Below are 14,782 nucleotides of genomic sequence, written 5' to 3' on the forward strand. Positions count from 1 at the left end.
TTTCATGTAACATTTGTTTTAGTGAATCAAATATGTGTGCATGTAACATTCATACCGGCTGGCTGCTGCTCTTCTTCCGCGCAGAATTCCTTCCGAACGTTTCTGCGAATTTTTCAATATACAAGGGCATATCCACTGTGCTAGAATTGGTCAGGCGATAAGTTTTGTTCAACAGTTGGGAAAGGACAGTCAGCATGAAGGAGTACAAGCCATTCAAGTCTGGAAAAGTCAGAGAAGTCTATGACATCGGAGACAGCCTGATCATGGTCGCAACAGACCGGATCTCAGCATTTGATCACATCCTGAAGAACCGGATCACGGACAAGGGTGCGATCCTGACACAGATGTCTTCTTTCTGGTTTGAGTACACGAAGGATGTCATCCGGAACCACATGATCACGACGGACAACGAAAGAATGCCGGAATTCTTCCGCCAAGAGCAGTTTACCGGCAACAGTATGAAGGTTCGGAAGCTGACCATGCTCCCGCTTGAATGCATCGTCAGAGGCTACATCACCGGAAGCGGCTGGGCTTCCTATCAGAAGACCGGAACGGTCTGCGGCATCCGGCTCCCTGAGGGCCTGGTCGAGAGCCAGAAGCTGCCTGAGCCGATCTACACCCCTTCCACAAAAGCAGATCTGGGCGATCACGATGAGAACATCTCTTATGAACAGTCGATTGATGTGCTGGAAAAGAAGTTCCCCGGTCACGGGAAAGAATATGCGACCGCGCTGCGTGACAAGACGATCGAACTGTACACCAAATGTGCCGACTATGCCAGCAGCCGCGGCATCATCATTGCGGACACCAAGTTCGAGTTCGGCCTTGATGAGAATGGAGAAATCGTCCTTGGAGATGAGATGCTGACCCCGGATTCCTCCAGATTCTGGCCGGCAGACGGCTATCAGGCCGGACACAGTCAGCCTTCCTACGACAAGCAGTTTGTCCGTGACTGGCTGAAAGCCAACCCGGACAGCGATTACGAGCTTCCCCAGGAAGTCATCGACCGTACCATTGAGAAGTATAAGGAAGCTTATCTTCTGCTGACAGGGAAGGAATTTACCCGCACCGGAAGGTAACTGCAGAAAGAGAGCCGGGGATTTCCCCCGGCTCTCTTTTTCTTACAGCTGCACAACTTTCCCGCCTGGCAGCCCTTCCGTCTTTCTATGCGAGATGATCAGAACAATACGGTTCTCTCCGGCCTGGACCAGGGCGTCATCGATTCGTTTCTCTGTGACAGAGTCGAGGCCTGCGGTGCTTTCATCAAAAATCAGGATATTCGGACGCGGCGCGATGGCGCGCGCAATCTGAAGCAACATTCTCTGCCCCTGGGAAAGACCTGCCTGACTCATGTCCGTATCAAGCCCATCCGGCAGCGCCAGGAGCTCATCGATCAGTCCGACTTTCCCGATCGCCTCCAGCGCCATATCCTCTGTAACGCGTTCATCTCCCATCGTCACCTGCATCAGAACGCTTCCCGGTATCTCGACAAAGTCCTGCTGCACATAGCCGAAGATCATTCGTTTCTGCGCGTCCGCGATCTCCCTGGTATCGATGCCCCCGATCATCACCCTGCCCTGCGCAGGAGAGAACAAGCCCGTCAGGAGGCCGACAAGCGTTGTCTTCCCGGCACCAGTCCGCCCGGTGACCGTGACCCGGTCTCCCCGTCTCATCGTGAGACAGAAATCGTGAAACAGAGTCGGTCCGCCTCTGTAGGCAAATGAGACATGGTCAAACCGGACTTCTCCCTCCAGTTCTTCCGCGTCAAGCATCCGCGTGCGCTCTTCCTCCTGTTCCTGGTCCAGAAACAGATCGATTCTTCTGATTCCTGAGATTCCTCTCTGAATGTTCTGAAACTCCATCCCCAGCGTATTGATCGGGTCGAACAGTCTGGCGATCAGATCAATGGAGGCTGCTGCCACACCAGCCGAAATCGTGACAAGGTGAAGATGCTGTGACTCCATCGCAGCGATCAGGGCGATGGCAGCTGCCCGGATGACCTGAACCATCGGCGAGTAGGAAGCATCCAGAAGATAGATCGACGCATTCGTCCTGTAGTTATCCTCCAGCTCCAGGTGATAAATTCGCTGCATCCAGGCTTCTCTGTGGTACACCTTGATCGTCTGGGCTTTATCAATGGAATCCGTCAGCACTGTGTTCATCTGTCCCATCTGGGCCAGATTTTTTTCCTGCGCGCCAAGGGTCAGCCTCTGAAACAGCCTGGTCAGAAAGAAGACCGCCGGCACCAGCGCAGCGACAAGGAGTGCCATTTTCCACGAGAACAGCAGAATGGACAGAATGATTCCGATGATTTTCAGCAGATCGGTCACCATCGATGCAATTCCGTCAGAGACAAGCGACCCAACGCTCTCGACATCGTTCACAAAGCGGCCGGTAATTTCACCCTCACTTTCATGTGTCAGTTTTTCAAGCGGCAGCCTGTTCAGCTTTTCCATCAGATCGGTCCGGATTCTGTGAATATACTTCTCCCCGATCACCGTCAGCATGACGCCTTTTCCAAACTCTGAGGCCGCACCAAGCACAGAGGCTGCAACATAGAGAACGGCAAGCCCGAACAGCCCCTGCCGTCTGCCGGAGATCAGATTGTCATCCACCACATGCCTGAGTATCTGCGGCGGAATCAGCGCCAGGATGACAGATGCAGTCATGCAGACGGCCAGAAAAACTGCCTTTCCCTTGTTCTTCCGGATGACAGACCCGATCTCTTCCCATACGCGGGAATGCTTTCCTCTCCTCATAAATTCCCCCGCTCTGACTCTTTCTGCATGCATTCTTTTTCCTGAAGCAGGAAGCTTTCCCGATACCGTTCAGACTCCTTCATCAGGCTTTCGTGCGTGCCGGTCCGGACATACCCGTTCTCCTCGATCATCAGCACCAGATCCGCATCTGCCAGCACCCTCATTCGGTGCGTGATGAGAATCAGAAGGGAATTCGAATGGTGCGCCTTCAGGTTCCGAATCATCTTTTGTTCCGTATCCTTGTCCACATTTGCAAATGGTTCATCCAGAACGATCAGCGGCTGCTCTCCGTACAACGCTCTCGCGCAGGAAATCCGGCTCCGCTGACCGCCTGAGAGCATCTTTCCTGCAGAACCCGTCTTGCGGTCCAGAGCGCCTCTTCCCATCTTATCCAGGTCTTCATCCAGGCAGACATCGTGGAGGACCTCCCTGAGCCTGTCCGGATCCTCCCGCCTGCCGAGCAGAATATTGTCCCGCAGGCTCAGGTCAAACAGCTCAGGGCGATGTCCCATATAGGAAATCAGCTCCGACTTTTCTGCCCCGGATAAGAGCGCCAGGTCATGTCCCATCACCCTCACTGTCCCGCCGCAGGTCCGGATTCCGGCGATCGCCTCGCCCAGCGTACTCTTTCCGCTGGCAACAGGACCGGTAATTCCGATCAGCTGCCCTTTTTTCCCTGCAAATGAGACCGGAGACAGCAGTTCCCGGCCGCCCCTGGAAACCGTGAGGTTTCTGCACAGAAGCGTAATGGCTGTTTCTTTCATATCCGCTTCAGGATACCTCGGATCAGCCGCAGGGGCTTCCTCCCGCCACCCGGACAGATAAGGCTTCACCCGTTTCCAGGAGACGCTTGCCTTCTGACAAGCGTTCAGAAGCTTTGATACCTTGGCGATTTTCAGCGAAAAGGCCAGAAAAATCGTGAGGTAAGCCGTAAACGCTCCCACTGTCCAGTTTCCGGCAAGAACAAGCCGCCCGCCATAGAAAAGGACCACAAGCGCCCCGCAGAGTGTGATTGCGTTATAGGCCGGCTGCATGGCATTTTCCAGAATACCGGCTGATATCTGCTCCTTTTCAAGAGCAGACAGGCGGCTCTCATAAGCCGTCTCCTGCCTGCCGGCTGATCCAGTCACACGATAGAGCAGGCTGTTCCTGACCGCATCCAGGCTTGCGCCGGCCACCTGGGCACTCATCTCACGGGCTCTCCTGTTTGATGCCTCAACATACCTTTTTAAGAACCGCGCAGCCAGCAGTGCGAACGGAACCGGCAGCAGAGACAACACTGTGCACGGAATGCTTCCCCTCAGCATCGTCACAAGATAACCGGCCAGGAGAACGCCGGTATCAAAGACTTCTGTTGTTGCCTTCCGCATGCCTTCGACTGTCAGGTCAACATCCCCCAGCGCCTTCGTCATCACCTGTCCGGAATTTTCAGCTTCCAGTCTGCTGATGTCTTCGTGGATGATATGATTGTATACCATCATCCGCATGGAGATATCCGTCGCATTCGCAAACCGTCTTACATAGTATCGCTTTGCCAGACGCAGCAGCTGCACCACGATGACAGTCAGAAGGAAAACACCCGCTGCGTGAAGAACCGCTCCGCTGCCATGCCTTTCCTGCGCGGCAATGGCATCAACCAGCTGTCCCTGGCGCATGGCACAGAGCGACTGTCCGAGATTAAACAAAGTCCCGCTCACGGCTACAATCAGAAGCGTCCTCCACTCCCTGAAAAAGTAGCTGTAAATCCGGTCCGGATACCTGACTGGTGTGCGAAAGACCTGGCGCGTTCTGTGCCAGGTCCCTTTTGAGTCTTGATTATGGTCTGTATTTGTCACAATTCCGTTCCCCGTCAGGATGGATAATCCAGAATGTACCGTTCATACGCATTGATCACCGTCGTGCTGTCAACCTGCCTTGTGCGGAGGAAATCATAGGCGTAGGACTTATGCACATGCCCGTGCACCATGTAGGCTGGCTTGTAGCGTGTCACAATGTCCCGGAATGTGTCAAATCCCTGGTGCGGCAGATCGTCCTGGTCGCCGCATCCGCGCATCGGAGCGTGCGTCAGCAGGATATCAATCCCGTGTCTTCTCATGATCTGAAAGCGGACTTTCTTCGCCCGCTTCTGCATCTCCTTCTCTGTATACTGATAGTCGCCGAATCCATATCGCTGGCTTCCGCCCAGCCCCAGGATCCGCACGCCATTGTAGACATAGACCCTGTCATCAATATTGATACAGCCTTCCGGCGGCCTTTCCTGATACTTGGCGTCATGATTTCCATGAACATATAAGAGCGGGCAGTTTGCAAATGTCACAAGGAACGACAGGTATTCAGGCGGAAGATCCCCGGCCGAGAGGATCAGGTCAATTCCCTTCAGCTTTGACTCATCATAGTAGTCCCAGTACGATTTACACGGTTCATCCGCAACCAGGAGGATTTTCATCATCAATCCATCTCAACTTTCTAACCTGCCGTTCAGGTATTATTCTCTTCCGATACGGCTTCCTTTGGCGGTTCCTCACTGGTCATGATGACCTTCTCCACCACCTGGACCGGTGTGTGCTTTGCTGTCGCTGCATTCACAGACTCCGGCGTGATAATCTGCTGCATCGCAATCCGGTCTCTCGACTCCTGATTCAGCTCATCGAGCGAGGGAATGCTGCCCACGATGCCTTCGAGAAGGTAATTCATCGTAATCACCTCCTGCGCAGGAAGCGCCCCCGTATCTGTCCCGATTGCACGGCCATCCTGCAGGAAAAGCTTTCCCGCGAAAGGATTCAGCAGCCAGTCCTCCTCCGCAATCCGGCTCCGCATCACATCGGCAAACCGCCGTACCCCATGCGGAAGGTTGCCGGAAAGGACAAGATCGATGATTCCACTTGAAATCCCCCACCAGTAGTTGACTGCATTCCTGGACTTCACATCGTCTCCACTGTCCCAGTTTCCCTGCAGAATATCACTGATGATCCGTTCATAGAATCTTCCCCAGTTCCAGATGGGTGCTGCGAGATTCACGGTTTTCCCATTCTTCCGGAGGAACAGACCATATTCGCTGCCTTCCTGCCCGGGGCGGATCATATCGTTGCCCGACACGACGCTGATGTTTTCCCGGTCCAGAAGATCGCTCAGATGCTCATGATCCTTCAGGCTGTCCCAGTGCAGATATACCTGCGCTCTCGGATTCGTCATCCGGGCTCCGAGGGCAAAAGCGTTAATCTCTGCCATGGTTCCATAAATCGGGAAATTCGCCCGGTACGCGATCTTTTCGTTTTCCGTCATGGCGCCGGCGATCATGCCCGCAAGATATTTTGCCTCGAACAGCCTTCCGTAATACGTGCGGATGGAGTTATGGGGCTGCCCGACAGAGCAGTTCAGAATCTTGACCTCCGGATGTTCAATCGCCGCCTTCAGACTCGCCGCAAGGAATTTCTGATTGGCCGTGAATATGATCTCATATCCATCCTGGATGACCGCATCAAGCAGCTCCGCAATATCCCGCTCATCATCCTGCAGAAAATACGCAGCCGTCTGGACCCTGTCCCCGAATACGTCCTCCACATGCATTCTCCCGAGCTCATGTCCGTAGGTCCAGCCGGATTCGCTCATACGCCGGTCATGGATAAAGGCAATCCGGAGCGTCTTCCCGCCAAGCGGATGAAGAATCCGGTTCAGAACGCTTCCGCCTGATGCTGCCTCCGGCTTGAAGACAAGTGATTCCTGCGTCTCCTCACCGAGTGCAGGCAGCTCCTTGAAGATCCGGTCCAGATCCTTCGCCTTCTCAGAATGGGACTTCTCCAGAATCTCCTTGTAGGAATAGAGCGACAGGTAAAACAGAAGGGCATCCCCTGCTGTAATTTTCAGCTTATCTCCGCCCTTATCCTTGAAAAGTCCCAGAAATTCTGTGTAGAGAGAACGGAAATTCTCCTTATCCTCGTCCGTCCACTTCTCACCCGGTTTCTTCTTCAGGGCGAGCGTCAGCTTCGGGAAACTTCCAGGCTGCGTAAACCAGATATAATTCACCTGGCTGTCCTTGTAGAAGTCCAGAAATTCAAAATAGATCCTGCTCTCCGGCGTGTCCTGCGGATACGGAATCTCGCGCGTGACCGTCCCCTCGATCGAATCCACGCCAAAATACTTCAGGACACTGACGCGCTTGTTTCCCTCAAGCACATAGAACTTATTCATGAACTCATAGCAGACAATCGGATCACCGATTCCCTGGTTCATATGGTAATCAAGCACGCCGTCCCACTTTCTGGCGAATTCAGAGTATTCCGGCATGAGCGGCATAAAGTTGCTGGCAAATGAGTTCTGCCTTCCCTCGGTCTTTGTTCCGACGATCTGATCAAGCGGAATATTGACAAGTCCCAGGGATTCCTCCGTTTTCATCTCCGCCTGCGTCAGAATGGCATCCAGGGCGGGAAGATACGGGTATTCTCCGCGGCTCAACGCCCTGCGGTAAGCCGCCTTGCCCATCTTCAGTGCTTTTTTGTAATCGTCTGATGCCATAGGATTCCTCCTTCGTGATCATCTGTCAAGGTATCTGTCTGAAAAGCAGTCTGTCAGAGTGTCTCCATGGTGTCTCTGACTGCCAGGATAAAATCACGGCTGCTGAGTGTTACCGGGCTGTCAAGAGTCGTGATCCTCGCCAGATCCCCTGTCATCTTCCCGGATTCAATCGTCTGAAGCGTTGCCTTCTCCAGCCGGTCCGCAAACGATACGAGCTCCGGAAGCTGATCCAGCTGCCCTCTCTTCCTCAGGGCTCCAGTCCAGGCAAAGATCGTTGCGACGGAGTTCGTGGAGGTCTCCTCCCCCTTCAGATACTTGTAATAATGGCGCTGCACGGTTCCATGTGCCGCCTCATATTCATACTTTCCGTCCGGATTCACCAGAACAGACGTCATCATCGCAAGGGATCCGAAAGCGGACGACAGCATATCACTCATAACATCCCCATCGTAGTTTTTGCAGGCCCAGATAAACCCGCCCTCACTCTTCATGACACGCGCAACCGCGTCGTCGATCAGCGTGTAAAAATAGGTAATTCCCTTTTTCGCAAACTGCTCTTTATATTCTGTCTCATAGATGGTCTGGAAGATTTCCTTGAATCTTCCATCATACTGCTTGGAAATCGTATCCTTCGATGCAAACCAGAGATCCTCCCCTGCATCGAGCGCGTAGGAGAAGCAGCTTCTGGCGAAGCTTTCAATTGATTTGTCCAGATTGTGCATCCCCTGAATGACACCCGGTCCATCGAACTCGTGAATCAGTTTCCGGCTTTCATGCCCTTCCGCATCCGTGAAAACCATCTCTGCCTTTCCAGGTCCCGGGATCCGCATCTCCACATCACGATAGACATCCCCGTATGCATGACGGGCGATCGTGATCGGCTTCTTCCATGTACGGACATTCGGTTCGATCCCTTTCACCGTGATCGGCTTGCGGAACACCGTCCCGTCCATAATCGCCCGGATCGTTCCATTCGGACTCTTATACATCTTTTTCAGATGATATTCCTCCATGCGGGCTGCATTCGGCGTAATCGTCGCACACTTGACCGCCACGCCGTATTTCAATGCCGCCTTCGCGGAATCGACCGTCACCTGATCATCGGTCTCATCCCTGTGCTGAAGCCCCAGATCATAGTATTCCGTCTTCAGATCGATATAAGGAAGCAGGAGCTCATCCTTGATCATCTTCCAAAGAATTCTCGTCATCTCATCGCCGTCCATCTCGACAAGCGGTGTCTTCATCTGAATCTTTCCCATGCTGTCTCCTCCTCTTCTTCATCCATCTGCGCTGCATCCGGTTTCCGCAGCCATCTGTTTCATCAAAACAGTCTGCGCCGTTCTTTCATACCGCTCTTCATCTTACCATATCCGAAAACACCTGAAAAGCACATACAAAAAGCACCCGGCCGGATGCCGGGTGCCTGTGCACGATCTTCTTTTTCTGACGCCGGATCAGGCTGTCCCTCTCTCCGGCTCCTTATCAGTCCGTCTCCTTCAGCACTTCCTGATTCTGAACGAGATAGGATACAAGAGAAATGACAGTCAGCGCCAGCGCAATCCACTTGAAGATTTCGCCGAGTGTATTGAAAAATCCTCCGAGATTGGCAACCATGAGGATCACCATCACCATCTGGGAGGCAGTCTTGAACTTTCCCCAGTAGTTGGCTGCGATCACCTTCCCCTTCTCGACTGCGATCAGGCGGAAGCCGGAGATGATGAACTCCCTTGCAATGATGATGATCACGATCCAGCTTTCAATCCTTCCCAGATCGACAAGACAGATCATCGCAGAGCAGACAAGGAGCTTATCGGCCAGCGGATCCATGAATTTCCCGAAGACTGTCACATAATTGTATTTTCTTGCAATATAGCCGTCCGCCGTATCGGTCAGGCTGGCAACAATAAAGATCACCGTTGCCGTGATGTCTCCCGCTTTTCCCGGAACCGCCATCAGAAAGACGACAAACAGCGGGATCATGAATACCCGCAGAATTGTCAGCTGGTTCGGCAGGTTTTTCCCCGGTACCCACTTTCCGCCCGACGGCTTGCCTGTGTTCTTTGTCTCCCTCACCTGTTTCTGCCTTGCCTCAGCAGCTGTCGCTGTATCTTCTCTCTCATTCTTGCTCATACCAGTACTCCTGTCAGATCATAGTCGGATGCGGCTGTGATCTTTACCTGTGCAAAATCGCCTGTCATCATCGGTTCATCTGTGTTGATGAAGATATAGCCATCCACATCCGGGGCATCGCCGTAACTGCGCGCAACGTAGACATTCTCCCCGGAAGCCTGTCCCTCAATGATACATTCAACTTCATGTCCGACCAGATTCTGGAGAAGATCTGCGGAGATCTCCTGCTGCAGCTCCATCAGTTCATCGCGGCGCTTCAGCTTCGTTTCCTCATCAATCTGACCATCCATCCGGTCTGCGGGGGTTCCCTCCTCCCTTGAGTAAGGAAATACGCCGAGCCGGTTGAATTCCATCTCGTTGATAAAGCGGCAGAGTTCCTCGTGCTGCTCCTGTGTCTCCCCCGGAAAACCGGTAATCAGAGTCGTCCGCAGTACGATGTCCGGAACCTCCTCACGCAGATGTGCGATGATACGCCTCAGGTCCTCATTGGTCGTGTGTCGGCCCATCCGTCTGAGAATCTCGTCGTCCGCGTGCTGAATCGGCAGATCCAGATAGTGCACAAACTTTTTCTCCTCCTTCATGCACTGGATCAGTTCCTCATAGATTTCCTCCGGATAACAGTACAGCACCCTGATCCAGCGGATTCCACGGATCTGCGCAAGCTGATGGATCAGCTCGTGCAGGCACTTCCTGCCATACAGATCCGTACCGTAGAGCGTCGTCTCCTCCGCAACCAGGATCAGCTCTCTGACGCCCATGTCCGCCAGATCCTTTGCCTCGGAGAGAAGACTTTCCATCGGGACAGAACGATACCGGCCGCGGACCATCGGAATCGCACAGTAGGTACAGTGCTTGTCACACCCCTCTGCGATCTTCAGATAGGCATAATGTCCGCCGGTTGTCAGAAGCCGTTTCCCCTCTGCAAGCGGGAGACTGTCGACATCATCCAGAATATCTTCCCTCTGCCCTTTCAGCACTTCATCGATCACATCGCCGATCTTTGCAATTGACCCGGTCCCGACGCAGGCGTCTACCTCCGGCAGTGTCTCCCGGATCTCCTTCTCGTAGCGCTGTGCCATGCATCCGGCGACAATCAGTGCCCTGCACTTTCCTGTCTCCTTCTGCCGTGCCATGTCCAGAATGGTATCAATGGATTCCTGCTTGGCATCATTGATAAAGCAGCAGGAATTGACAATGATCACTTCTGCCTCGGTCTCATCGTCCGTGATTTCATATCCCTTTAAGTTCAGCAGCCCGAGCATCTTCTCAGAGTCGACACGATTTTTGTCACATCCGAGAGATACAAGCAGAATCTTCCGCATAACGTCCCCTTATTCCTGCTTTGCCCCGGATGCATCAGAAGCTTCCTCTGTTCCGCCGTTCTCCTTCAGATACGGGTCCTTCTCGCCCGGATGCTCCTCCGCATACAGCTTCTCCGCCTCCTGTTCGCTCGGGAGAAAGCTCTCTATTTCCTTGTCCATGTCCTCACGGATCTCGTTCTCATCCTCCATGTCCGTATCCTCGCGGACAATCCGGATATCGCCGTCCCAGAGCTCCTGGACCGCCGTCGAAAGCGGTTTATGCAGATCCTCCTCAGGAAGACCCGTCTTGCCATCGATCAGCTGGCGCGCGCGCTTCGCAGCAGCCATGACAACCGAATAGCGGCTGCCGACGACCGGGGTATCCTCATCGCTGTCCTGGTTGATCAGATCCATCAGTTCCGTATAAGACGGATGTAACATACATATACTCCTTTCGGTGTCGCTCGATCTGCTGGTTCAGTTTTCCCTAGCCTCGCGCTCAAGCCCTTCCTGTATCCCTTTGATAAATGGTAGGTTTCTGGCTGTTCTGAGCCGCTGTGCCTCGATCAGTCCGTTCAGCCTCACCGCACACTGCTCCGCGTCGTCATTGACAATGACATAGTCGTAATCGCCAATGTGCCTCGCCTCTCCTGCAGCCGCCTTCAGCCGCCCCCGGATGACGTCAGCCGTCTCCGTCCCGCGGCCCCTCAGCCGGCCGGCGAGTGTGGACGCATCGGGCGGAAGCATATAAATCAAGACAGCTTCCGGTACCATCCGGCGAATGTTCAACGCTCCCTGTACCTCAATCTCAAGGATGACATCCCTGCCGCTCTCCATCTGCTGCCTGACATACGCACGCGGAGTTCCGTAATAATGGTCGACATAGCGGGCATATTCCAGAAGCTCCCCCCGCTCGATCATGGACTCGAACTCCTTGGTCGATTTAAAGAAATAATCTTTTCCATCGACCTCTCCGGCGCGGGGCTGCCTTGTCGTGGCGGATACGGAATACGCATAGTGGTCATACCGGCTCATCATGAGCCGCAGAACGGTTCCCTTCCCGACTCCGGAAAACCCGGAGAGGACGATCAGACTCCCTCTTTCCGTCATTCCTTCTGCTCCTCCACTGTTCTCTTCCCGATTGTATCCGCGCCAAGCGCCGACAGGATCATCCGGTCACCCTCACAGATGATCACGGCCTTCGTGCGTCTTCCTGCGGTCGCATCCACAACGCGCTGCTGTTCCTTTCCCTGCTGGATCAGTCGTCTGACCGGCGCCCCCTCAGGGCTGACCACCGCGATAATCTTATCCCTGTTTACAAGGTTGCCGAACCCGATATTGATAAAATGATTATTCAATGTTCTGAACCTGTTCCCTGATCTTCTCAATCTCAGTCTTGAGCCCGATTCCGATATCTGTCGTCACCAGATCATTGGCCTTTGACAGGATCGTATTCGCCTCACGGTTCATCTCCTGCGCAATAAAGTCCAGTTTTCTCCCGACGTCTCCGCCCTTTTCGAGTTCCTTCTGCATCGCCTTGATATGGCTGTGAAGCCGTACCGTTTCCTCATCCGTCGCGAGCCGGTCCGCATACAGAACAACCTCCGACGCGATGCGGTTTTCATCGATCTGATCGTCTGAGAGGATCTCCTGGACCTTTTCCCTGATCCGTTCCCGGTAAGCTGCGATAATCTCCGGATACCGCTCCTGCACCTTGCTGACCAGGCTGTCCATTCCATCCAGTTTTTCAAGGAGATCTCTTCTCAGGTTTCCGCCCTCTGCCTCTCTCGCTGAGACCAGCTTTTCCAGTGCGCCATCCAGCGCCTGCCTGAGCACGTTCCAGATGACCTCCTCATCGAGCTCCCCTTTGCTGAGCGTGAAGATTCCGTCCAGACTTCCAAGTCTGCAGACCGTCACATCATTCCTCAGGCCAAACCGTTCTTCCAGCTCCCGGTAGGCGTCCACATACTTCTGCGCCAGCTGCTCATTCAGCTTCAGGCTCAGCTCTGCCTCCCCGAGCTGCTCACATGTCACCGAGACCTCCACTTTCCCGCGGCCGATGTACTTCTTCAGCTCTGTCCGCACCAAGGTCTCCAGAAATGCATATTCCTTCGGCATCCGAACACTGGCATCAAGGTACCGGTGATTGACGGATCTGACCTCGACCGTAAACTTCAACTGGCTGTCCGCACTCTCCGCGCGGCCAAACCCTGTCATACTTCTGATCATGGCATACCTGTCCCTTCTGAATTCAGACATCAAGTCATTATATGACACGCCTGATTCGAAAGTCAACGGCTAGCAGAAAAGCCCGGGAAAAAGGCCTCCTTGAAAAAAACCAGCCGGGGAACCCGACTGGTTTTTCATCAATGCTGCAGCTGTACGGTATTTCAGCCCTTCTCAAGTGCCAGCGTCCTGGTCGTCAGGTCGCAGACATCAGACGGGCCATAATACTGGATGGCTCCCGGATATGTATAGCAGGTCTTGACCGCCCATTCAGCCCGATGAGCCTCGAAGTACTTGAACGGCTTTCCGTCCAGCTCCACAAGCGCCTTGCGGATAACCGGCTTGTCCTCGCCGTTTCTGCGCTCAATGTTCATCATCTTCGTGATCGGCATACCGCCGGCGACCCATTCATCTGCCGGTCTGGACAGATTGGAAACCTTGGAAAGATATCCGTTGAATCCATACTGGATCAGCATGAATGCATTGTAGCCCAGGCTGTAGCAGTAGTCCGCGTCAAAGTTTGACGGGAATGCGCATCTTCCCTCATATCCGAAGAAGTGGAACTGCGTCTTGAAGCTTCCCTTGTATGTGCCGGCCTTTTTCCGCTCGTCCAGCTTGTTCTTCACAAGTTCCGCGAAAAGCTTCTCAGACTCGATCAGGGAAACCTGGACATTGCCGTGGGGATCTCTCTCGAGGAACAGCTGCTTCTGGATGGTCTCCGGAAGAATGTCGAATACCTTGTAGGACTCCGCCGTAAGACCCTTGCGGATGAATTCCTTCTTTGCAGCCCAGTCCGGAAGCGCATTGAACTCCTCGGTCTTTGAGCCTGCCAGCATCTCGCTGATCTCACGGATCAGTGTGCCGAACTCCGGAACAAACTCAACGATCCCCTCCGGGATGATCACAACGCCGAAGTTGCCCTCCGTCTTGGAACGTGCCTCGACAGAATCCGCAATCTGGTCTGCGATCTGAGACAGAGACATCTTCTTCTCCGCAACCTCCTCACCGATCAGGCAGATATTCGGCTGGGTCTCCAGCGCACACTCAAGGGCGACATGTGAAGCACTGCGTCCCATAACCTTGACGAAATGCCAGTACTTCTTTGCGGAGTTGGCATCCCGCTCGATGTTTCCGATGAGCTCGGAGTACGTCTTGGTCGCCGTGTCAAAGCCAAAGGAGCACTCGATGTCATCATTCTTCAGGTCGCCGTCGATGGTCTTCGGGCATCCGATGACCTGTACGCCGACATGGTTTGCCGCAAAATACTCGGCAAGAACAGCCGCATTCGTGTTGGAGTCGTCGCCGCCAATGATGACAACCGCTGTGAGGCCATGCTTTTTAGCCGTCTCAGTCGCCGCCTTGAACTGCTCCGGTGTCTCAATCTTCGTTCTGCCGGACCCGATGATATCAAACCCGCCTGTGTTGCGGTATGCATCGATGAAGGCGTCGTCGAACTCAACGCAGTCGTCGTCCACCAGTCCGCTCGGACCACCCTTGAAGCCGAGAAGAACATTCTCCCTGTTCGTTGCCTTCAGAGCGTCATACAGACCGGAAATGACATTGTGTCCGCCCGGTGCCTGGCCGCCGGAGAGAATGACACCAACGACCTGCTTTTTGGAAGCGGACGTATTGGCTCCCTTCTGGAAGGTAATCTCCTTCTTACCATAGGTGTTCGGGAACAGGCTTCTGATCTTCTCCTGATCTGCAACACTCTGAGTGGCCTCGCCCTCCCTGACGCAGATGTCAGAGATTCCGTTTCTCAGCATACCCGGAAGCTTCGGCTGGTATTTCAGTCTTTCTTTCTGAAGCGGTGATATTTCCATCGTGAAAACTCCTTTCCTACATGTACAGATG

General features: G+C 53.8%; 13 protein-coding genes. 1 reads left to right on the forward strand and 12 read right to left on the reverse strand.

All coding sequences use genetic code 11. The features are described 5' to 3' along the window. The first annotated feature begins 194 nt into the window (after positions 1-194). Positions 195-1,079, forward strand: a complete 885-nt coding sequence (locus tag ACTQ1N_RS00780) for a phosphoribosylaminoimidazolesuccinocarboxamide synthase (RefSeq protein ID WP_441953678.1) — start codon at positions 195-197, stop codon at positions 1,077-1,079. Between the two features lie 42 nt (positions 1,080-1,121). Here the strand turns inward: ACTQ1N_RS00780 and ACTQ1N_RS00785 are convergent, their stop codons facing one another. The 12 genes from ACTQ1N_RS00785 to ACTQ1N_RS00840 all read right to left on the reverse strand — a co-directional run bounded on the left by ACTQ1N_RS00785 (position 1,122) and on the right by ACTQ1N_RS00840 (position 14,751). Beyond that, positions 1,122-2,759 carry an ABC transporter ATP-binding protein gene (locus tag ACTQ1N_RS00785; protein WP_441953680.1) on the reverse strand — a complete coding sequence of 546 codons (1,638 nt, stop codon included), beginning with the start codon at positions 2,757-2,759 and terminating at the stop codon, positions 1,122-1,124. Beyond that, entirely contained in the window at positions 2,756-4,594 is a 1,839-nt protein-coding gene (locus ACTQ1N_RS00790) for an ABC transporter ATP-binding protein (RefSeq protein WP_441953682.1), read from the reverse strand. Before ACTQ1N_RS00790 ends, ACTQ1N_RS00785 begins: the two co-directional genes overlap by 4 nt. A 14-nt stretch (positions 4,595-4,608) precedes the next feature. Further along, positions 4,609-5,205 (reverse strand): metallophosphoesterase family protein, encoded by a 597-nt coding sequence (locus ACTQ1N_RS00795; RefSeq protein ID WP_441953833.1) that lies wholly within the window; start codon positions 5,203-5,205, stop codon positions 4,609-4,611. Between the two features lie 32 nt (positions 5,206-5,237). Further along, on the reverse strand, positions 5,238-7,271 hold the full coding sequence (locus ACTQ1N_RS00800; RefSeq protein ID WP_441953684.1) for a BMP family ABC transporter substrate-binding protein: 2,034 nt from the start codon (positions 7,269-7,271) through the stop codon (positions 5,238-5,240). Between the two features lie 53 nt (positions 7,272-7,324). After that, positions 7,325-8,530 (reverse strand): NADP-dependent isocitrate dehydrogenase, encoded by a 1,206-nt coding sequence (locus ACTQ1N_RS00805; RefSeq protein WP_441953686.1) that lies wholly within the window; start codon positions 8,528-8,530, stop codon positions 7,325-7,327. A 223-nt stretch (positions 8,531-8,753) separates the two neighbouring features. Continuing rightward, entirely contained in the window at positions 8,754-9,401 is a 648-nt protein-coding gene (gene pgsA, locus ACTQ1N_RS00810) for a CDP-diacylglycerol--glycerol-3-phosphate 3-phosphatidyltransferase (RefSeq protein WP_441953688.1), read from the reverse strand. Beyond that, positions 9,398-10,723 carry a 30S ribosomal protein S12 methylthiotransferase RimO gene (rimO, locus tag ACTQ1N_RS00815; RefSeq protein ID WP_441953690.1) on the reverse strand — a complete coding sequence of 442 codons (1,326 nt, stop codon included), beginning with the start codon at positions 10,721-10,723 and terminating at the stop codon, positions 9,398-9,400. The genes pgsA and rimO overlap by 4 nt, the downstream gene beginning before the upstream one ends. Before the next feature lie 9 nt (positions 10,724-10,732). Further along, positions 10,733-11,143: a DNA-directed RNA polymerase subunit omega gene (gene rpoZ / locus ACTQ1N_RS00820; RefSeq protein WP_441953692.1), complete on the reverse strand. Its 411-nt coding sequence runs from the start codon at positions 11,141-11,143 to the stop codon at positions 10,733-10,735. Between the two features lie 36 nt (positions 11,144-11,179). Next, on the reverse strand, positions 11,180-11,812 hold the full coding sequence (gene gmk, locus ACTQ1N_RS00825) for a guanylate kinase (protein WP_441953694.1): 633 nt from the start codon (positions 11,810-11,812) through the stop codon (positions 11,180-11,182). After that, positions 11,809-12,060: a DUF370 domain-containing protein gene (locus ACTQ1N_RS00830; protein WP_441953696.1), complete on the reverse strand. Its 252-nt coding sequence runs from the start codon at positions 12,058-12,060 to the stop codon at positions 11,809-11,811. Before ACTQ1N_RS00830 ends, gmk begins: the two co-directional genes overlap by 4 nt. Beyond that, positions 12,053-12,931 (reverse strand): YicC/YloC family endoribonuclease, encoded by an 879-nt coding sequence (locus tag ACTQ1N_RS00835; RefSeq protein WP_441953698.1) that lies wholly within the window; start codon positions 12,929-12,931, stop codon positions 12,053-12,055. The genes ACTQ1N_RS00830 and ACTQ1N_RS00835 overlap by 8 nt, the downstream gene beginning before the upstream one ends. Before the next feature lie 161 nt (positions 12,932-13,092). Continuing rightward, entirely contained in the window at positions 13,093-14,751 is a 1,659-nt protein-coding gene (locus ACTQ1N_RS00840) for a diphosphate--fructose-6-phosphate 1-phosphotransferase (protein ID WP_441953700.1), read from the reverse strand. Positions 14,752-14,782 lie beyond the last annotated feature (31 nt).

Origin of the sequence: Porcincola sp. LCP21S3_C12, from assembly GCF_052118625.1 — a bacterium.
Classification (GTDB): Bacteria; Bacillota; Clostridia; order Lachnospirales; family Lachnospiraceae; genus Porcincola.